The sequence below is a fragment of the Ferroplasma sp. genome (genome assembly GCF_031200575.1).
Taxonomy (GTDB): Archaea; Thermoplasmatota; Thermoplasmata; order Thermoplasmatales; family Thermoplasmataceae; genus Ferroplasma.
In genome coordinates this window covers 1,627,937-1,648,561 of record NZ_CP133597.1, presented here as the reverse complement: position 1 = coordinate 1,648,561, position 20,625 = coordinate 1,627,937, and the positions used below count along the sequence as shown (strand labels likewise).

Below are 20,625 nucleotides of genomic sequence, written 5' to 3'. Positions count from 1 at the left end.
TTCTCACATAGTTTCTAAAATTTTCTTTCTTATCTTTGATGAGCTGTTGATTATACCATTGTAAGGAGATACCCTTTTTACCTTCGTGTTGAGCCCAAGCTTCCGGCATTCACTTTCTATATATGAATCGTCGAATTTCTGGTCGTAGCCAAGTGTAATTATATCAGGTTTCTGCTCGGCAACTGTCTGGAATATGTTATCATTGCTATGGCCTACAACAGCCTCATCAACAACCCTGAGTTCTGAAACCATCTGTGCCCTTTCCTTTTCGTTGAAAATAAGCTCTTTTCCATGTTTTTCAGCGTAATAATCTGATGCTATGATAACCACCAGATAGTCACCAAAGGATTTTGACTCCTTTAAATAATGTATATGACCTAAATGCAAAATATCAAAAACTCCGGATGCCATCACCTTTATCATTGATAAGTTAAATACTTTGACTTTTATAAATAATTCGATAGTTAATCATGATATTAATCATTGTATGATTTATATTTTTATAGATTTATCTCTTATTTATAATCTCCGCATTCAGAAGCCACATATTTTTCAATAAAATCTTTTGCCCTGCCGGTAAAGTCATCTCTTATCAAATCCATATATTCGCAGTTTAGATATTCCTTTCTTTCCAGCTCCTTCACAGCTTGTTCATAACCTGAATATATGCCGATTGCCACTGATTTTAACAGTGAAAATACATCATTAAGCTCCTCCTCATGCTCAAAATCCAGAAATTTATAAACCTTTGCTTTCTCTGAATTTTCAACAAGCTGGCAGAATAAGGATATTACAATGGACTTATTTCCAGAATCTACTACCATTTTTGCATGTTTCATAGTTTTTTCATAATCTTTTCTGTATAGATAGGACCTGAAATACTGGTAATTCCCTGTGTCCTGTAGTTTTTACTTGAGTTGCCAGTTGCTATAACCTTAAGTTTAAATAATCAATAAGAATAATAAAACATATGCAGAATATAGTTGAAGATGTTTATGAAGAGCTAAAGGCGGCAGTTGAGAAAACTGCAAATCTGCCGTGCGCCATTGCGTATTCAGGCGGTTTAGACAGCTCTCTTCTTCTTGGACTTTCGGGTTACAAATACATACCATATACCCTAGGCTTTTCAGATTCAAGGGATATAGAAAATGCCGATGAGGCATCAATGATTCTAAATATCCATGTAAAGAAAATAATACTGGATGATATTGATATCCAGAGCTATGCAGCACAGCTGAAGCAAATAGATCCAAAAATTACAAGGATGGAAATGGGATATGAGCTTGTCCTTTTCATACTCATGGATTTCATACCTGAGAAATACGTTGTAACAGGCCAGGGAGCGGATGAAATATTCTATGGGTATCGTAGATTTATAGATAATCCCAGGCTGAAAAACGATACATACATGAACAGGCTTTTCAATGTAACTATTCCCAGGGAAAAGAAAATGGCAGAATATTACGGAAAGGAACTTATTACACCTTACCTTTCCCCGGGAATTCTTAGAATGAGGCACAATATAACCAGGGATGACAATATAAGTGATACGAGGAATAAGATAATCCTCCGCGAAATAGCAAAGAAAATTAATATGCCGGACGAAATATATTCCAGGAACAAAACAGCAGCCCAGTATGGATCAGGCATTAATAAATTTCTTTTAAGGCAGGATGATAAAATATTTAGAAATGAATAAATATTATTGTGAGATATAGTAACATATAATTAATGGGATAAACAATGACATACATAGGAATAATAGGAGGCAGTGGCCTTTACAGTATAATGGAAAGCAAGAAAACAATTGATGTTGAAACACCATATGGGAAACCATCAGCTCCCGTTGAAATAGGGGAAATAAACGGGGTAGAAGTTGCATTTTTGCCCAGGCACGGGAAGAAACACACTTTTCCACCACACATGGTAAATTATAAGGCAAATATATACGCAATGCATAAACTAGGCGTTGAGCGTATTATAGGCCTGAATGCTGTTGGGTCCCTCAATGAGGAATACCATCCTGGAGATATAGTTATACCTGATCAGTTTATAGATTTTACAAAACGCAGGGAATTAACATATTACAATGGCCCTGATGTTTACCATATATCAATGGCAGACCCATTCTGCAGCGATATAAGTGCAAAAGCATATGAAACCGGCAAAAAATTATCTTACCCGGTTCACAGAAGCGGTTCTTATCTGTGTATAGAGGGACCCAGATTTTCAACAAGGTCCGAATCAAAGATGTTTAAAAATTTCGCGGATATAATAGGAATGACTCTTGTACCGGAAATTAACCTGGCAGCTGAAATGTCCATGTGTTATGGCATGCTTGCAACAGTTACAGATTACGATGCATGGAAGGATGAGGCAGTGGAAGCCTCAGATGTAATGCAGATTATGAAGGAAAGCGAAGAAAAGGTATCAAAAATGTTATATAATCTAGTTCCACAAATTAACGGTCAAAGGAATTGCAAATGTTCTTTGAGATTAGAAAATGCAAAAGCGTGATATAAAATGAAAATAAAATTTCTCGGCGGAGCCGAAGAAGTCGGAAGACTGGCAATAAAGATAGAGGATAAGCAGAGCAAGATAATGATAGATTACGGCATAGAGCCGGAAAAGCCACCGGAATATCCAATGCCACCTGAAAAGGTGAACGACATATTCCTGACACATGCGCATCTGGACCACACAGGTGCACTCCCAGTGTATTACCATAGTTTCGAGGCAAATTTCCATGCCACGGCGATGACAGCCAACAGCATAAAGCCAATACTTATGGATTCACTGAAAATCATGAGGCTGGAGAACTATACAAAGATGTTCAATGAGGAGGATGTTGACAACCTCTTCAAGTCTATGGTCACTGCAAAGTATGAGCAGCCATTCCAGGTGGACAATCTCACGGCAGTGGCACACAGTGCAGGGCACATTCCAGGTTCATCAATGTGGTGGTTCCAGGATTCTAAATCTTTCATGATCACAGGGGACCTTTACACAAGGGACACAAATCTTTTATACGGGGCAAAGCCTGTGAAAACAGATATACTGATCATGGAAAGCACCTATGCCGGCAGGGATCATGAAGATCGTGATGAGGTTATCCAGAGGCTCAAGGACAGCATAAGGGAAACCATCGAAAACGGCGGAAGAGTAATTTTACCCACATTTGCCATAGGAAGAACCCAGGAAATGATCATGACACTCAGGGATATGGACTACAGAATATATGTGGACGGCATGGGAAACAGGATATCAGGAATATACATGGATACCCCTGGATTCCTAAAGGATCCTAAACTGTTCAGAAAATCAATGGGACGTGTAATACAGGTAAGGAACAACAGAATGAGAAAGGAGGCAATAGAGGAAGCTGATATAATTATAACAACATCCGGAATGCTTGATGGCGGGCCGGTGCTTGGATATATAGACGCCTTCGCTGAAGATCCCAAATCGGCAATATTCCTTACGGGATATCAGGTTGATGGCACAAATGGAAGGAGCCTTATAGAAAACGGGACCATCCAGATTGCCGGTGCAACAATAAAACCTGCAATGAAAGTAGATTTCTTCGATCTTTCTGCACATGCGGGACATTCTGACCTTGTAAAATTCATAAAGGGAGTGGATCCTGAAACCGTTGTATTATGCCACGGCGACCAGAGGGAAAAACTTCAGGAATCATTGCCGGAATACAAATTCATATTACCGTTCAACGGGCATGAATTTGAGGTTCAGTAAATTATCTATAATATTTTTTATATAATTTTTCATAGGCATAATTTATATTTTTCATTTTTTCTGAATATTCCTCCTCATTTTCAGGTGTGGTTAGATCGGGATGGTATAACTTCGCCATTCTCCTGTATGCGTTTTTTATCAATTCTGGATTATCTGTAGGATCAATTTCCAGGATGCTGAACAGGTCCTCATCATTACTGTGTTCTTCCACGGTGTTTGAATCCCTGTAATTCTCGCTGTCTATATATTCATAGAATACATATCCCTCTCTTATGGCCATCCCGTATTTCATGGCCGCATTTACAAGTGTTTCCTGCACTGCTTTCGCAGCTTTTCTCTTCAATCCCGGGTCAATGAATATGTGTGCATATGATTTGTGCCCTTCCCTGTTATGGTAATAACACAGTATCATACCATTATTTATTGAATTTCCAACGCTGAATGACCATCTGGTGTCCCCGAATCTGTCGAAAACGTTCTGCCTGTAAAGGACCTTTCGCTGCAGCAGATTTCCATTTACTGATATTTTAACAGTCTTTTTGCCGCTGTTTACTATGGAATCGTCTGAAATCCAGTAAAGGAATATATACTGATAGACCTTCTTCCCCTGAAATCCGTACAGGTCATTGTCAAAGGAAAGGCGCCCGTTGATTTTTTTAATTTTTTCCGGTTTGCCGAATTCAGAAAATGGTATGTCATCTGGTACAGCCATGGTAACCGGTCATTTGAATAAAGTATAAAAATCTGCACCACAGGGTGACACCATAGAAATACTTATATTATATCCTAAAATATTGGAAGCGGGCTCGTGGCCTAGTATGGATAAGGCACCGTCCTTCTAAGTCGGTGATCGTGGGTCCAAATCCCACCGAGCCCGTATTGAAAAATGTATTTACCTTGCAAATCCCATAGGCTTCCCGGGAGAACAATGCCTCAATCAGTTCCGGTTATGTTGAAATTTTTATATATTCCGGGATACAAAAATACTAAAATAAGCCCGGAAATTCCCAGGATATACCAGGAATATGAGTAATTTGCATTCAATGCTATATATACAAATAATGCCGGCGAAGCCACTGCTATAATCTTCTGCATGAAATTATTGAATCCCAGGGAAAATGACATGCTTCTGCTGTTACGATCTATGGACATAACTGTATAATAGAGCATAGTGAGAAGAGCAACTGTCAATGCACCGATAATCCATACAACGCCCGTCAAAATATACAGATTACTGACAGCTGGAATGGATATAAATAGCAATGATGTAACAATAGCCGTAAATACATAAATAAACGTCTTATGATGGGACATTCCGAAGTGTCTTCCGTATAGGTATCCTCCGAATATTCCCATTATAAAGTAAATGGATACTGTAATACCTGAATCCAGCGGACTCATGATTTTTGTTTTTTCAGAATAATAAACGAACATCTGACCTATAACTGTTTCTGACAGTGCACCGATACCGGCTGAAAATCCCAGCATCCACCTGTATTTATTCATTATAATTTTTTTGAAAGTGACTGGTACGTCCCTGGATTTATACACTGTACCGTTACTTTCTGTGAACCGAAACATAAATGGTATTACAGCAAGTGCCAGAATTCCGGAAATAAACATGGAAATTCTCCATCCTGTGATAGAGTCAATAATGATCCAGCCTGTAATACCAATTCCAGATCCGATCCCGAATAATGCATTATATATCCCAGTTCGCCTTGATACAGTTCTGCTATCCTGGCCATCCGATAAAAGTGCCAGTGCAGGGGATGAAAACAGGGCGCTCCCAATTCCAACAGACATATGTGACATAAAGATTTCCAGGAAGTTTTCCGATTCGCCTGTCAGGATTGAGAATAAACCGATCAGGAACAATCCTATTATTACTATAAACCTAGGAGAAATCCTGGAGGCAAGAATGCCGCCGATAAATTGAAATGGCATGAGTCCGGCAAAGAAACTTGTTGCAACAAATCCTATTTCCAGCTCCGATAGATGGAGCTGGCTTTCTATAAGGATAAATGCCGGGGTTATTGCAAACCAGTTAATTCCATAAATCAATCTTGAGGCGTAAACCGGCAATGCAAAAAAATATTCCTTAACCATATTTCTTTATGAGATTATTTTTTATTATATATTAAATTCCTTATTTATATAAGATTAAGGCAACAAAAACAGTATTTACTCTATCACTTCACGTGTACTTTCTATGGAGTGTAGGTATGGAAGTTATGGTTAATCATCTACATACTTATATTGTTATTTATGAACTTATGCATCATCTTTTTAAAATGCTCTTTTTCTTGACTGACTATTAAATTTCTCTATGATTATTATTTGAATTTAATAATTAGGTTTATACTAGTTAAAATGTTTAACTTATAAACTATTTATTAATATTGTTATATATATTCATGCATTGATATCATTATGAATAAAAGGAGGATAATAATAGGTGTTTTTGTGGCTGTTATGTTTATCATGCTGGCACTGGTTCCAGCAGCAGATAATATGCACGTTTCAAATAAGGCACAGATAGGAGACTTAACTACCGGTCAAAACCAATCGTTGATAAAGACTGAAAATTATACATATCATTTCGGTAGGCAAGAAATTAATATGAACCTCACATTCATCTACAGTGGTAATTACATGCAAAGCCAGCACATAGTTAAAACCGGCAACTATGGTATTGTTTCCGTATATTCAAACGGAAATCGCATATATTTGAATTTGACTGTTAAGCGTACAAAGGATTTCAAGGAAGTTTCTGGGGATTGCATAGGAACCTATTATAAATTCCCTAAAAATCATGAAGCAGTACTTTCGGTGATAAAGATTCCTGCATTATCTCCTGGAACTTCACCTGCTGATATAGTTGCTGTATTCGGGGAAGCAGTAATTGCTGGAAGTAGCAACTTGCTAGGAGCAATTTCTGATTTTCTTGCCGCACTGGCGGATTCAGCACTCGTACCAGTTATTGCAGTTCTTGCTGCAGATTATGTAGCACTTAACATATATGCAGATACACAGCATGACCCCACTGTATATTTTGATCTGGGGGTAAGCTGGGATACACAATGGTGGCATTTTTATGATATAGGTGCATATGGGGAAGAAGGTGCATTTACCGGTTCTCCAGATTCGCATAGTAGCGGGGTCTATGTTCCTCTTGCCATAGGCGGAGGTAAATTCGGTAAAAATCCCTTATTTGCCATGGCACCTCACAAAAGTGTATGGAATCCATTCGAAGAACCTCCATGGTGAGATTTATGGAATTCGGACTGAATGTTATTTTTATAGTATTTCTCGCTGTAATTTTTTTCATTACTTTCGGGGTATTTTATAAATGGTTTCATGATCTTTATCATATAAAATTTATTATATATCCCGGCAAACCACTGCAATTAGACATGAAAAGATCTAAAAGCCTTTTAATCAGGATATCAATATTTTATATAGCAAATAATATAGTGAGTTTTTTCCTTTGGGACAGGACACCATTTATATACGTATTTTTTTATTTGACAACAATATACGAATTTATTGCCATAAATATATATAATAGTTTTAACAAAATAGATGGCAAAATATTAGATAATAAGAGCGATATAAAAAAATATACCAAAAAATATAACAGAATTTTTGAATTATTGTTGGTGCTTTTTTCTATTCTGTTCTTGCCATTCACCTTTTATATGATATATATTTTTATAACCAGATAGGATATAAATAACTACGTTCAGGTTTTTATTTAATAGAGTTTTCAGTCACTTTTTTATAATCACAAAGCCAATCATGTTGGAATCGAATCTGGATATGGAAGAGAATCGTTTTTCAACTATAAAAGGAATTATTCTAAAAAATATATCAGTGCAATGAATGAATCCTGGATAATATCCCATTAAATAGATGGAGGGAACTGTTAGGATAAACACAATTATTATACGAGGTCGATGCTCAATGTCTCATGAAGTGGAAATATTTTTATTTAAGAATCTCTATCCAACATCAGAAGTATGAAATCAACTTTAACTCAAGAGATAAAAAGATCATTCGATGTAATAGCAGTATCCCTGGTTTTTATGAACCGATTGCCATAGCAATTTTTAACTTTTTTCTGGAAAAGAGATTAGACAATGCATCGTATCAGCACCTGTTCATCTATTGGATAATATATCCGCTCTTCTTAGGCCTTTTATTCTTATTTATAAGATTTATTTTTATTATGGCCCATAACAAAATGGATTCATAGCAAAAGCATTCTTCCTGAGATAGAATCGGGATTAACCAATTCATTATTGATTGGCTATGTTCTGCAGCTCATCCAGAAGCTCCTTCTCCACATGGTCTGACCATGCAATTTCTGGAATATCCACAACTATGAATATCTCAGAAATCAGGATAACCTCTATGGCTGTAACAGCCAGATCCCCAAGGAGCCTCCCGACTCCAACCTCTACCTTAATCTGCCCCGAATCCTGTGTAAATACGAACGTAAGTGCCCTGTCAGCAGCAACCAATCCCCTTAGAATGCCAAATTTCTGTGCCTGAAGTATAGCCTTGTCCTGCTGTATGTTGCTCTGCACTCTCCATTTGTTATCGGTAAGATAGGTTGAAAAAGCCCTGACAAGATCATCCATACTTTTAGTGGTTGTTATCATCCTTTCCTTTTTGAAAATTTCCATAGTACAGCAATTGTTATATTCTATTATAGTTTTCTGTGCCTTTCATAATATGGCAAGTATGGTTGCATACCATGGATGCACCATCAAATTATGTCAGTATAACCATGTTGCAATCCTAATAATATACAAATTTATTAAGGGCAGTTTTATCACTATCCATGAAAGCTTACATATTCATCAGGCATGGTGAAAGCGATATTAATGTTGCAAAACTACTGTCTGACGATACTGAAAACAATTCTCTTACAGATCAGGGTAAAAAGCAGGTTGAAAGGACAGCAATGCAACTGCGTGGCCTTAAATTCGACGGTATAGTAAGCAGTCCTATAAAGAGGGCCTATGATACTGCCACCATAATATCCAATTATACCGGCTTGAGCATAAAGATAGACGACCGCCTGAGAGAGGTATATCTGGGAAAGGCAAACGGCCACCGCATTACCGAATTTCAGGATGAGCTGTACCCGAATTCCCATATAACCGGTAAGATGAGGGACAATCTGGAAATGGAGCCCTGGGAACACCTGTGGAAACGTGTGAAGGGATGCATGGATGATAACCGTGGAAGGTACATATTTGTGTCACATTCCGATCCTATCCGGGCAATAGCCTCATACTATCTTGGATTTTCAGAGGCGGATAGTTTCGGCATGGCAATAAAAAATGCGTCAATGACAGTAATAGGGAAGGAACCACTAAGGGTTCTATGCCTGGGTGCAATAAATCTTGATGACAAAATAAAATCTATATTCTCCTGATTATAATTTATATATTTCTTATACAATATTATTTTGCAGCGGTTTTTCTTAATGGCTTCTTTGCTGCCTGAATGTTCATTCTCTTCAGAAATGATCCATTAATGGCAAAATAAAGTATGCCCACCACAAAGCTGCCCAGTGCAATTATGAGCCAGAATATGGCGGTCTGGTTTTCATAGTAGGATAACATATAAAGCCCTACTATGGACCCGGAGAATGACCCGGCACTAATGAATAGATTGTAAATTCCTATGTATGTTCCTTTCATATTCCCCGGGGCTATGGACGTGATTATGGTCTGTGTTGTGGGAGCAACAAAATCCTCTCCGATTGTCATGATTCCCATGGAAATCAGGAAATACAATATGTCCTTTGAAAACATCAATACAATAAAGCCGAGGAAGTAAAATATCATCCCGAATGACCTGAACAGGACAGGATTTGATGACTTATTCATTACCTTGAATATGGGATACTGCAGCAGCACAACAAGTATTCCATTCAGGGAGTATATATAAGCTAAATAGAGAATGGGAAGCCCCTCAAAATCAAATGCGTATAATGTCAGTGATGCACCTCTCTGCCTGAGCATGAATGCCATAAGTATGCCTATAACAATGAAAACTATGAAGAATCTATCTTTATAGGCAAGTTTTATGTCTGATTTTGTAAGGTAAAGTGCCTTAGATGGAAAGTATGTTTCCCTTACATTGAAATAAAGTATGCCTATTTCTATGAAAGTGCTGATTCCGGCCAGCAGGAATATGTACTGGAATCCGTAAACAGATAGAATGGCTCCCAGTATAGGCCCAATGGCTGCACCGGCATTTGCAAGAACCCTTATAATGGTATATCCTGATAGCCTCTGGCTCAGGGATGTAACATCAGCTATGGATGCCTGTATTGCTGGATATTGCAATGCATTTACTATGATGGTAGAATAAAATAGCAGAATCAACAGGATTGCCGGCATTCTGTAGAGTACGGTGAAATACATGGCTATGTATAGCAATCCTGCCGGTATTGGTATAAGTATTAAGAATACGCGCCTGCCTACCCTGTCGGTTAGTATGCCTGAATAATACTGGACTATGGACATTACCAGTATTGCAATGCCCAGCACTATACCAGTTTCCAGGAATGATATATGGTAGATGAACACAAAAATCAGTGGCAGAAATATAAATGTGGATACCCTTCCAGATGCCCTTATAAGACGCGTAAATCCCAGGTACCAGACTCTCCTATCTATGCTATCCATTTCACGCCTTTGCTTTTCCAGCATTATTATACTTATCGGGGCGCCATGATTTTATCATGGTGTAATAAAGTACCCCACCTATAGCCTGCAACGACCCTCCAATCAATAGTGGGAAGGCGAAATTTAAATCCATCAGATAACCGGATGCACCACTTGTGAGCTGCGATGCCCTGCCTGATACCCCCTGTACGGCAGTTGAAGTGCCATAATCCTCCTTGTCAATTCCACGAACATTGATCGCACCCCTCATTGGCGACCCAATGCCGGCAATACCCATCCTTCCCACGTAAATTATTCCAGCAAGGAAGAATAATGGTGTAAATGCAATGACAATGAAAAGTGCTCCCTGCAATATATGTGCTATGGATGCTATTTTCAGGGAATCAAACCTGCCGTTTATGTATTTTCCCGATACATAAGACCCTATTGCGGTCACAGCATACCCTACCGTATATACATACCCGATCATGCTGGGGTCCACATGGTATTTAAGCTCAAACAGCAGTGGAAGCAGTGGCATTGATATCCCGATTGCAGCCGCGTTGATGCTGTTTGGTAAAATAATCCTCATAAGGAACCAGAAACTCTGTTTTTTCATAACCCTTGTTGTTTTTTTCGGCCTTCTGTATTCTTTGAGCCTTGATAATGACACAAGGGATGCGAGTACAAGTATAAAAGAAACAAAGAAAAATGTGCGGTAGAACATAATAACGCCTATTATGTTCTCTATGTATTCATACGAGCTCAGGAATATGCCTCCGAATATTGAAAATGCCGAGGCCGTCGCCAGTAAAAGGGAAAGCCTGCCTACCCTGTTCTTTTCAGCACCGTAATTATTTGCCACGAATGCTGTCATCCCCGGTGAAAAGGCACCACGCATACCGCCTGCCCCTCCGGTTATCCCGGCTATTACTGCACCTGTTCCAATAAAGTATATATTTGTGGATACTGTAATCAACAGCATGCCTACAACAGGAAATATCTCTCCAAGGAATAATATTCTTGAATAGCCTATTTTGTCTCCAAGTCTCCCAAGAATAAGTGTAAGGAAGACGTTGAACAGTGTTATAGGTATATAAAGAAGCCCAATGAATATGGCAGAAAAGTGGAGAAAATGAAGGTAAAGAGGTAATGCCAGTGTAACGAATATCAGGGCTGAACTCCTGGTGGCTCTTGAAATAATGAGGTATTTAAACGATTTGTTTACTTCTTCAGGAGAATCAGAAAACATAATTAACTATATTCTTTATTAGTATATTATTTATTTGTTTAAAGGTATATTACGTTTTTTTCTGGAGTTCATTACCTTTACAACCAGGTATACTATAACAACAACAAAGGCAGCTATGCCTACATAGGAGTATTCATCAAAATACTTAAGGAGCAGTTCCCAGTGAGACCCGAAAAGTATGCCCAGATAAATCAGTACAGCGTTGTAAATCAAATCACCTGTAAGAGTGTAAATGGAAAATTTTTTGAAATCCATTGTGGCTATTCCAGCAGGAATAGAAATAAACGTCCTGAATACTGGCAGGAACCTGGTTGTAAATACAGAAAGGTCTCCATATCTGCTGAACCATGCCTTTGTCCTCTCTATTGTATCGCTCTTCAGGAAGAAGTATTTTCCATAGTGTATTATGAAGGGGTCACCTCCGTACTTGCCTATAGCATAGGCAATCCAGGCACCCACAAGATCTCCCACAGACCCGGCAAGCAGCAGGATTAATACTGATGGATATGGACCCAGAGGATCCATGAGGCCATAAAATGCAAGATAACCGGAAAAGGTCATTACAACCTCAGAAGGAATGGGCAGGAGCATACCCTCCAGCAGCATCAGGAAAAATACACCGGCAAAGCCAAGTTTAATAATAAGGACCTCTACGAATTTTATTAAACTAACTGTAATGGAAGTAATTACGCTCATGTCAATTAACCCCATGAAATATATATAATTAATACTTACGGTCAATGGGAAAAATTCTTTAGCCAAATTATAATAATTATCCATGATGAAGATTCTTGTTACCAGGCAGCTTCCAGGAAATTACCTTGATGGCCATGAAAATTTCGATATACATATTTTTCCTGGCAAGGGGGATATGAGGCAGTGGATCCTATCAAACATAGTGGATGCAGATGGCATCCTGGTAACGCTTAATGAGAAAATCGACAGGGAGATAATTGACTGTGCATCCAGATTAAAGGTAATAAGCACCTACAGCGTTGGATATGACCATATAGATGTTGAATACGCTAAATCCAGAGGAATCACTGTAACATACACCCCGGAAGTACTCACCGAGGCAACTGCTGACCTGATATTTGGAATAATGCTGGCAGCTGCCAGGAACATTGTCGCAGGGGATAGCCTGATACGCCATGATGGGTGGAAATCTGGATGGAAGCCAGGATTCATGCTGGGATCCGAGGTTCACGGGAAAACCCTGGGGATAATAGGCATGGGCCGCATAGGAAATGCCGTGCTGAAAAGATCTAAGGGATTTGATATGAAAGCCATCTATTACAGCAGGTCTATACATAACGTAGATGCAGAATATGTTGATCTCGATTACCTCCTTTCTGAATCAGATTTTGTGGTGATTGCCCTGGACCTCAACGGTGAAACCTTCCATTTCATGAACTACGAAAGAATATCAAAAATGAAGAAATCAGCATTTCTGGTAAACGGCACAAGGGGCAAAGTAGTCAATGAGGATGACCTTGTAAGGGCCCTGGAAAACCATATTATCAGGGGTGCTGCACTGGATGTATTCGAGAATGAGCCGGTTGACAGCGGGAATCCCCTGGCATCAATGGAAAATGTTGTGATGACCCCGCATCTGGGCAGTGCAACATATGAAACCAGGGAGAAAATGGCAGAAACAGCTGTAACAAACCTCTTTAATGTGCTGAATGGAAAAAAGCCTCTCTATAAATTATAATATTACATAAACATAGGGTACCATGGAAGATAAAAGAGCAGTGGTTTTAATATCAGGAGGGCTTGATTCGCCCACGGTTCTTGCCTATGCATTAGATCATGGCTACAGAGTTTTTCCATTGAGCTTTGATTATGGCCAGAGGCATGCCAGGGAAGTGCAGAGCTCTGAAAAAATCTGCAGCTATTACGGCCTTGAACTAAAGAAGGTCAATATAAACCTCAGGCAGATCGGTGGGTCGGCCCTCACAGACGATATTGAAGTCCCGGAGCGTGGCATCGATTCAATAGATGGCAGCATACCCGTTACATATGTGCCTGCAAGGAATACAATATTCATTTCACTTGCAGCGGCCTATGGGGAGGTGATAGGGGCAGGCACCATATTCATAGGCGCAAACGCCATAGATTACTCAGGATACCCCGATTGCAGGCCAGATTTTTATAATGCAATGGAAAGGACGCTGAATTTGGGAACAGAATATGGCATTGAAAAGGGATTTAAGATCAATGTGCCATTGCAGTACCTCACAAAGGCAGATATAGTAAAACTTGGGAGAAAACTGGGAGTGCCCTATAAACTGACATGGTCATGCTATAATGGGAGGGAGAAAGCCTGTGGCAGATGTGATTCATGCATTCTCAGGCTGAAGGGATTCATGGAAGCAGGCGATTTTGATGATATAGAATATGAAGAATACCCGGATTTTTATTTCAAGTATCTGAAATCCCATGGAAAACTTTGAATTGAAAATATTTAATTAGCCTGAAATAATAATTGGGATATGTTCCCTGTTGAAAGATTAAGAAGATACAGATTAAACGGCAATATCAGAAATATGTTCCGGGAGACCAGCATAAATCCTGATAAGCTCATAATGCCGGTCTTTGTTGATGAAACCGAGAAAAGTAAAACGGCTATTAAATCCATGCCAGGCATTTACCGGTACTCCATTTCTGAATATGAAAAATATATAATGCATCTTGAGGAAATTGGCGTCAAGAATATTATAATTTTCGGCATACCGGCGAAAAAAGACTCATGCGGCACATCATCATACGATAGGAACGGCATAGTTCAGAGGGCAATAGCATCCGCAAAGAAAAATACATCCCTGAATACCATTGCAGACCTCTGCCTCTGCGAGTATACAGATACGGGCCACTGCGGTGTAATAGAAAACGGCTATGTAAATAACGATAAGACTCTTGAAATTTATGGCAGGGAGGCTCTAAGCTATGCTGAAGCCGGTGTTGATATGGTTGCACCCTCGGGTATGATGGACGGCCAGGTTGGTGCCATTAGGGATGCCCTGGATAGGGAAGGTTTCGTAAATACACTGATCATGGCATACAGCTCTAAATTTGCATCCAATCTCTACGGGCCATTCAGGGATGCGGCTGATTCAACCCCGCAATTCGGGGACAGGAAGAGCTACCAGATGGATTACCATAACGGAAATGAGGCCATGAGGGAAATAGACCTTGATATACAGGAGGGCGCCGATGTTATAATGGTAAAGCCTGCATTATTCTATCTTGATATGATTTACCGTGCAAAGGAATACTATAACATGCCACTTGCAACATACATGGTAAGCGGAGAATACAGCATGATCAAGAATGCCATAGCCTCTGGCCTTCTCGCACCTGATACCGCAATGGAGGCACTTACATCCCTGTTCAGGGCAGGCTCTGACTTAGTGATAACCTATTTTGCGGAGGATTATATAGCAAATCATGGTAAGCTGTGACATTCCAGTTCGTTACCCTATATGCAGCTGAACCCTGTATAGTGCCATTATAGGCAATTAAATCCAGGGTTGTATTATCCGGTATAACCTCACCTCGGACAGGATAAAGCATTATTGTTGATTTTCCATTATTAATAACATTCCCAGAGTAATTGAACAGCAGGCCATTGTAATTTGTTTCGTTGATTATCCCCCTGAAATACAGGGCCTCCGGTGCACTACCGGTATATGTTACGTTAACCATGATCCCGCTGGCATTTCCATGGTTTAAAACCATATGCACCGAATCTATCCTTACAGGATCATGTGCTGTGGAATTATAATAGGCGCCTATAACCATGACAGCTATCAAAACTGCTACTGCATACACTGCATAACGCTTCAACGCCCTTTTATCGATCCTAAGCTTTCTCTTATAGTCAATATCCTCTATGGAGATCACCGATATTATGGGCCAGAATGCCACATATGTTATAAGTAGCCTGTAGTTGAATATCATAATAAATAGAGGAAAAACAAATAATGTGAATTTCAGCGTATCATAATGCACAATGTACATTGAAAGAAGAAACAGAAATGAAGTAATCAGGAGTGCCGTAAAAAAATCAGGTGGTATATGTATAAGGTTCAGGAAAGATAGCTGTGAGGGGCCGAATCCTATACCAATCAATCCCATGGTTTCAGATGACATTATGTCCCTGAAATACAGTACAGGAGACCTTGCAATGAAATAGCCATTTATGGTCATGAAAAGGATAAATGCTGAAACTGTCCACTTTACCGCCTCTTTCAGTCCATTCTCACGGTAAATCATGTAAAACATGAATGGAAACATGAATGCAGGAAACTGCTTTGCCGACAGGGATAGCCCGAAGAACAGTCCGGAGTAAACCGGCTTTTGCCTCAGGTAATATGAAGCCATGAGGAACACAACCCATACAAGCCCTATCAGTGAGAATGCCGCACTGTAAAGGAATATAACATTAAGTAAAATGGAGAGCATGGCATAAAGTGCTATATTTTTATCCCTGAATTTTAGGTATACAAGTATAAATGGTATAAAGGATATTATAGATATTATTATATTTGCAAACTTTCCAATGTAGACATATGGTATGTAGATCAGAAATGCCAGTGCCGGATATCCCTGCAGTGTAATATCCTTTCCCGACATTGTTGGGGTCACGTTCAGGTCAAGGTTAAACGTTTTAAAATATGAAAAAACCCCTTCTGTTACCGCAGGATTATAGGGATTAAATCCATGTAGAAACTTCATGGCAGAATATAGGTCTATAAGGAATTCATCTGTAGGTTCAAATACAAATATTACAGAAATTGCCGATACTGCTATAAGGAATGCTACTGCGATTATGATGTAAACTGGCCTGACGATGGGTGCCCTATCCTTAAGGAAATCATACATTGTAGGGTTCTTGTAAAATTCATACGACACGAACAGTAATGATGCTGTGGCCAGAGCTTCAAGTATTATTTTCATGGCTGTGCCAGGAATGGCCATGGCGATGGCAAGGTCGACGAGGATCATTACAGAGTAAAGGAATGCTTGCTGGTACAGGATCCGTGATTTTATATGTCCGTTCAAATTTGATACAGCCAGAATTAGCACAGAAACCAGCAGCAGAAATGTTTCAAGGATTATAGCGTATATGTTCAAATAACCGAAAAGCCCGAAAGAAACAAATGCGCAGAGAATAAGGATAGTGGCAGTTTCGTTTAATATTATCCGCTGAAGCCTCTCCTCCCCATATTTTTCCATGTTACCACACTATAAGAGTAGCCGTTGTATAAGTAATTATAAATGCAACCAGTATGCCAAGAAAATCAGCAACATATATATTAGTTTTATAGAACAGTGCAGAATAGTAAACTCCCAGGTTTGCACCGAAGCCTATAAGGTTAAATGCATTGTATTTTGCCAGCCTCATATAGAAATGTCCCCTCCCGCCGAATGTAAACTTATTGTTGAGAATAAAGTTCCAGATAATGGATATCTCAATGGCCGGCAGAATACTCAAATCCCTTCCAATGATGCCGTGGAGCATTAGAAGTATGGCCTCATTCACTATAACGCCTGATATGCCCACAAGGACATATTTGAACATGTTTCCCCTTCTTATGGTTAGGTCAAGGAAATCCCCGAATGTTATGGTGTCCCTGCATATAATGCCGGTATTCACAATATTATACTGAAAACTTCTGTTTTTTAGAAGCATGGCATTTCCAAGAACCATATTCTTCCCGGGCTCCGGGGTCAGATTTTTAGATATAAGATAATCGTAGGCATTTCTGGAATAAACTGTACCGAAAGGAAGCATTTTCCCTCTTTTAACTGACAGTGACAGTTTTATCAGAATTCCATATATGAATGTGAGCAGCCCCTGTTTTCCAAAAAGTAATACAATATCGTCATTCGCTGAATAGGCAGAATTAACAATGGCATCACGCCTATCACCCTCTATCTTGACGTTTGATACCAATATATAATCAAAATCATCATTGTAGGTTGGCTTACCATTGCTATATTTCTGGATCATCTAGGGAGTTAATAATACAATCCTTTTTATTTTTATGGATTGAAAAAATATGCCGGTAATTTTTCTGATGTAACATTGATAAGTGTAATATACACCCTGAGTATTTTAAAATATGTACATACCAGATTACACCGAGGAGCCATTTGAATGGTATAAAAGGATGAGGAACGAATTGCCTGTCGCCAGATCCGGAAATACAATTCATGTTTTCAGATATAAGGATATCACATCGGTACTATCCAATTACCGGATTTTCTCTTCCCAGTTCAGGGACCTGCTTGGAGGGGAAATGGCCGAGATGATGAACCAGAAGACAACTCCAAGCATACTTATACTGGACCCACCCTTACACACAACCCTCAGAAATCTCGTAAGCGATGCGTTCACACCCGCAACAATAGAATCGTACCGGGGTCGTGTAAGAAAAATAGCCTCCGGGCTCATTAAAAATATGAAGAACAATGAATGGCAGGATGCTGTAACAGGGCTTTCCTACCTACTTCCTATTACTGTTATATCAGAGATGCTCGGCGTGCCTCAATCCGATTCTGATCTTTTCAGGAACTGGTCAGATAAGCTTGCCACATCCCTTGGGAGGGGGCCTGATATAGAGACACAGTTTGAGATGGCGGATTACTTTTACGGGAAAATTGATAGGGAGGGAAAGAAGGATAACCTTATAAGCAGGCTTTCACGGGTTGAGATAGATGGCAGGAAGCTCACTGACAGGGAAATAGCTGGATTCGCAATCCTGCTATTAGTTGCAGGAAATGAAACTACCACGAATCTAATCACAAACGCGCTTTTATCAATATATGAATCAGGAGGGGTTTACAGTGAGATGGTAGCCAATCCGGATATCATACCATCTGTGGTTGAGGAAACCCTTAGATACCGGTCTCCTGTGCAGTCAACCAGGCGTTATGCAAAGGTTGATACCGAATTAAGCGGTATAGAAATCCTGAAGGATGACATACTATGCCTGTATATAGGATCAGCCAACAGGGATGAAAGCATATTCCCAGATGGAGAAATATTTAACCCTCACAGGGAGGCAAAACGGCATATAGCCTTTGGCCAGGGGATACACTTCTGCCTCGGCGCACCCCTTGCCAGAATGGAGGCACAGATTGCACTGGAAGAGTTCTCCAGGGAGATAATATCATATGATGTAAAAATTCCCTCACCCCAGGACCGGCTGGACAGCGATATAATGTATGGGTTCAGAAAAATGCTTATAAAACCGGAATTCAGGAATATGTGAGGCATTTTATATTATATAAATTCCAGCACAGGCTTTTAAATTTTGCGCTACAGCCCAATGACTTTATAAAATTGTGTACTGGACTTTCATGAACAAACAGGTTCCGGGCAGAAAGCTCTTTATCCTTTATTCTGTAATATTGATTCTTATGGCCATATCAATGAGAAGCACAAATAATATGGTGGTTACCACTGTGCCACTATATTCAAAATACATACTGGATTTTTCATATATAGGTACAGCACTGGTTACCGCTATAATATATCTCGGAACAGTCCTGGCCACTCTATTTATCAATCCACTCATGGGGTCTGTCCTGAGAAAGAGGATGTTCATAGTTGCAAATTTTGTTTTAACAGCACTTATGATTTCATATTATTTTTCTGGAGATATCAGCGTGTTCATAATCTCATTTGTCATCGGGCTTGCATATGGAATAATTCTGCCCAATATTGTGACATCCGCTACACTGTATCCGGACAAAACAGGCAGGGAGAGGCTTCTTGCAATATACTCAGTAGGATTGAGCTTCAGTCTGGTTTTCGGCCCGAGCCTTGAGACCTACTTACTTACAATAATAAGTTACAGAACATTATTTTTATTTTTTGCACCCCTGGGCCTTATCGGCATATTCACATCATTTTTCATGGAATTCCCTGAGAATAAAAAGGAAACCCATGGCACATTTATAAGAAAGAATAAGGGATTTATTTCCTCCATACTAACAATTACAACTTATAATGTTCCATTTGCAGCACTTACAGTTTTCCTTGCAATATTTGCCCAGACAAGGTTCCACGTCAGCAGCTACATGGCTTATCTGCCATTTGTTTTCTTTTTTGCGGTGTCAATGTTCACAAGGATATATATCAGCATCAGGCCATTCAAAAACCTAAGGCATCCACTTATCTTCGCACCAGCTATCACTGTTTTTGCCCTTATATTATTTCCTTTCCTTCCAGATTATACAGCGTTTGTGGCTGTAATGATGTTACTGGGCATACCCCACGGGTCTATATTCCCTGTATCCACCGTGGAGATTTCAAGGGGTTCATCAATTGAGGAGAGAAACGCTGTTAATTCATATTATTATGCTTATAATATGAGCCTTTTCATGGTAATACCGTTAATATTTGCAGCGATAATACCGTATATAGGTTTTGAAAAAACATTTGCACTGCTGATACTTCCTGTCGTGATCTCTATAATTATTATATACATAAAGTACTGGAAGGATAACGACCTTCTGGGCGTGCCAAAAATAAATACACAGGTATGAATTTTAAAATATCTCGTGGTTTTTGGAGTTAATATAATTATTTTTCTCCAAATTCCATGGTTTTATTGCATCATAAATAAAGTGTTTAAAATCATAACCTCAGTATGATATCCTGAATTGAGTTCCTGTGAAGGTATATATAATATTAAAATTAATATATTAAGAACAAATTAAAAAGCCGGAAGATAAAATACATCATAAAACAAGAAGAAGAGCACCTACTGAACTGTCATTGATAAACCATTGTCAGTAAAGGCCAGGGGAATAAAATATGCTAAAATTGCCATCAGTATGGAGGGAATTGATTATGCAGGAAATGGAAAGAAATATAATAGAATGTAGGAAATTCTTTTAAAAATCAGAAGTGAC

At 39.2% G+C, this 20,625-nt stretch carries 20 protein-coding genes and 1 tRNA gene; 11 read left to right on the top strand and 10 right to left on the bottom strand.

Annotated features, from left to right (window positions below):
• Nucleotides 1-3: 3 nt before the first annotated feature.
• Together RE471_RS08690 and RE471_RS08685 are read right to left on the bottom strand one after the other, a co-directional pair.
• Nucleotides 4-423, bottom strand: a complete 420-nt coding sequence (locus RE471_RS08690) for an adenylyltransferase/cytidyltransferase family protein (RefSeq protein WP_309214461.1) — start codon at nucleotides 421-423, stop codon at nucleotides 4-6.
• A 92-nt stretch (nucleotides 424-515) separates the two neighbouring features.
• The gene (locus tag RE471_RS08685) at nucleotides 516-824 is read right to left on the bottom strand and encodes a hypothetical protein (protein ID WP_309214460.1); all 309 of its coding nucleotides are present in this window, start codon (nucleotides 822-824) and stop codon (nucleotides 516-518) included.
• Between the two features lie 146 nt (nucleotides 825-970).
• On the opposite strand from RE471_RS08685, the gene RE471_RS08680 reads away from it, so the two are divergent.
• The 3 genes from RE471_RS08680 to RE471_RS08670 are packed head-to-tail and all read left to right on the top strand — an operon-like array spanning nucleotide 971 to nucleotide 3,753.
• Entirely contained in the window at nucleotides 971-1,699 is a 729-nt protein-coding gene (locus tag RE471_RS08680; protein ID WP_309214459.1) for an asparagine synthase-related protein, read from the top strand.
• A 44-nt stretch (nucleotides 1,700-1,743) separates the two neighbouring features.
• Entirely contained in the window at nucleotides 1,744-2,517 is a 774-nt protein-coding gene (locus RE471_RS08675) for an S-methyl-5'-thioadenosine phosphorylase (RefSeq protein ID WP_309214458.1), read from the top strand.
• A 6-nt stretch (nucleotides 2,518-2,523) separates the two neighbouring features.
• On the top strand, nucleotides 2,524-3,753 hold the full coding sequence (locus tag RE471_RS08670; protein WP_309214457.1) for an MBL fold metallo-hydrolase: 1,230 nt from the start codon (nucleotides 2,524-2,526) through the stop codon (nucleotides 3,751-3,753).
• 1 nt (nucleotide 3,754) lies between these two features.
• Here the strand turns inward: RE471_RS08670 and RE471_RS08665 are convergent, their stop codons facing one another.
• On the bottom strand, nucleotides 3,755-4,465 hold the full coding sequence (locus RE471_RS08665; protein ID WP_309214456.1) for a J domain-containing protein: 711 nt from the start codon (nucleotides 4,463-4,465) through the stop codon (nucleotides 3,755-3,757).
• 90 nt (nucleotides 4,466-4,555) lie between these two features.
• On the opposite strand from RE471_RS08665, the gene RE471_RS08660 reads away from it, so the two are divergent.
• Nucleotides 4,556-4,630 (top strand) — tRNA-Arg (locus RE471_RS08660).
• Between the two features lie 56 nt (nucleotides 4,631-4,686).
• Here RE471_RS08660 and RE471_RS08655 read toward each other — a convergent pair.
• The gene (locus RE471_RS08655) at nucleotides 4,687-5,862 is read right to left on the bottom strand and encodes an MFS transporter (protein WP_309214454.1); all 1,176 of its coding nucleotides are present in this window, start codon (nucleotides 5,860-5,862) and stop codon (nucleotides 4,687-4,689) included.
• A 324-nt stretch (nucleotides 5,863-6,186) separates the two neighbouring features.
• Between RE471_RS08655 and RE471_RS08650 the strand changes: the two genes are divergently transcribed.
• Nucleotides 6,187-7,023 (top strand): hypothetical protein, encoded by an 837-nt coding sequence (locus RE471_RS08650; protein ID WP_309214453.1) that lies wholly within the window; start codon nucleotides 6,187-6,189, stop codon nucleotides 7,021-7,023.
• A 1,031-nt stretch (nucleotides 7,024-8,054) separates the two neighbouring features.
• Here the strand turns inward: RE471_RS08650 and RE471_RS08645 are convergent.
• Nucleotides 8,055-8,444, bottom strand: coding sequence for a hypothetical protein (locus tag RE471_RS08645; RefSeq protein WP_309214451.1), 390 nt, complete (start codon nucleotides 8,442-8,444; stop codon nucleotides 8,055-8,057).
• Nucleotides 8,445-8,602: 158 nt separating this feature from the next.
• Here RE471_RS08645 and RE471_RS08640 point away from each other — a divergent pair, with 158 nt between their 5' ends.
• Nucleotides 8,603-9,202, top strand: a complete 600-nt coding sequence (locus tag RE471_RS08640) for a 2,3-diphosphoglycerate-dependent phosphoglycerate mutase (RefSeq protein ID WP_309214450.1) — start codon at nucleotides 8,603-8,605, stop codon at nucleotides 9,200-9,202.
• A gap of 28 nt (nucleotides 9,203-9,230) precedes the next feature.
• Here RE471_RS08640 and RE471_RS08635 read toward each other — a convergent pair whose 3' ends face one another.
• The 3 genes from RE471_RS08635 to RE471_RS08625 are packed head-to-tail and all read right to left on the bottom strand — an operon-like array spanning nucleotide 9,231 to nucleotide 12,390.
• Nucleotides 9,231-10,463, bottom strand: coding sequence for an MFS transporter (locus RE471_RS08635; RefSeq protein WP_309214448.1), 1,233 nt, complete (start codon nucleotides 10,461-10,463; stop codon nucleotides 9,231-9,233).
• A 1-nt stretch (nucleotide 10,464) separates the two neighbouring features.
• Entirely contained in the window at nucleotides 10,465-11,694 is a 1,230-nt protein-coding gene (locus tag RE471_RS08630; RefSeq protein ID WP_309214447.1) for an MFS transporter, read from the bottom strand.
• 30 nt (nucleotides 11,695-11,724) lie between these two features.
• Nucleotides 11,725-12,390, bottom strand: coding sequence for a DedA family protein (locus tag RE471_RS08625; RefSeq protein ID WP_309214446.1), 666 nt, complete (start codon nucleotides 12,388-12,390; stop codon nucleotides 11,725-11,727).
• Between the two features lie 82 nt (nucleotides 12,391-12,472).
• On the opposite strand from RE471_RS08625, the gene RE471_RS08620 reads away from it, so the two are divergent.
• Genes RE471_RS08620 through hemB form a run of 3 tightly spaced genes read left to right on the top strand, consistent with a single transcriptional unit; the run spans nucleotide 12,473 to nucleotide 15,158 of the window.
• Complete coding sequence (locus RE471_RS08620) at nucleotides 12,473-13,408, top strand: D-glycerate dehydrogenase (protein ID WP_309214444.1); 936 nt, start codon at nucleotides 12,473-12,475, stop codon at nucleotides 13,406-13,408.
• Between the two features lie 22 nt (nucleotides 13,409-13,430).
• Nucleotides 13,431-14,150: a 7-cyano-7-deazaguanine synthase QueC gene (gene queC, locus RE471_RS08615; RefSeq protein WP_309214443.1), complete on the top strand. Its 720-nt coding sequence runs from the start codon at nucleotides 13,431-13,433 to the stop codon at nucleotides 14,148-14,150.
• A gap of 39 nt (nucleotides 14,151-14,189) precedes the next feature.
• The gene (gene hemB, locus RE471_RS08610) at nucleotides 14,190-15,158 is read left to right on the top strand and encodes a porphobilinogen synthase (RefSeq protein ID WP_309214441.1); all 969 of its coding nucleotides are present in this window, start codon (nucleotides 14,190-14,192) and stop codon (nucleotides 15,156-15,158) included.
• On the opposite strand, the gene RE471_RS08605 is transcribed toward hemB, so the two are convergent.
• The gene (locus tag RE471_RS08605) at nucleotides 15,088-16,935 is read right to left on the bottom strand and encodes a hypothetical protein (protein WP_309214440.1); all 1,848 of its coding nucleotides are present in this window, start codon (nucleotides 16,933-16,935) and stop codon (nucleotides 15,088-15,090) included. The genes hemB and RE471_RS08605 overlap by 71 nt on opposite strands.
• Before the next feature lies 1 nt (nucleotide 16,936).
• The gene (locus tag RE471_RS08600) at nucleotides 16,937-17,713 is read right to left on the bottom strand and encodes a GtrA family protein (RefSeq protein WP_309214439.1); all 777 of its coding nucleotides are present in this window, start codon (nucleotides 17,711-17,713) and stop codon (nucleotides 16,937-16,939) included.
• Nucleotides 17,714-17,825: 112 nt separating this feature from the next.
• Here RE471_RS08600 and RE471_RS08595 point away from each other — a divergent pair, with 112 nt between their 5' ends.
• Both RE471_RS08595 and RE471_RS08590 read left to right on the top strand, forming a co-directional pair.
• The gene (locus RE471_RS08595) at nucleotides 17,826-18,977 is read left to right on the top strand and encodes a cytochrome P450 (RefSeq protein WP_309214438.1); all 1,152 of its coding nucleotides are present in this window, start codon (nucleotides 17,826-17,828) and stop codon (nucleotides 18,975-18,977) included.
• Between the two features lie 88 nt (nucleotides 18,978-19,065).
• Nucleotides 19,066-20,256 (top strand): MFS transporter, encoded by a 1,191-nt coding sequence (locus tag RE471_RS08590; RefSeq protein ID WP_309214437.1) that lies wholly within the window; start codon nucleotides 19,066-19,068, stop codon nucleotides 20,254-20,256.
• The last annotated feature ends 369 nt before the right edge of the window (nucleotides 20,257-20,625 follow it).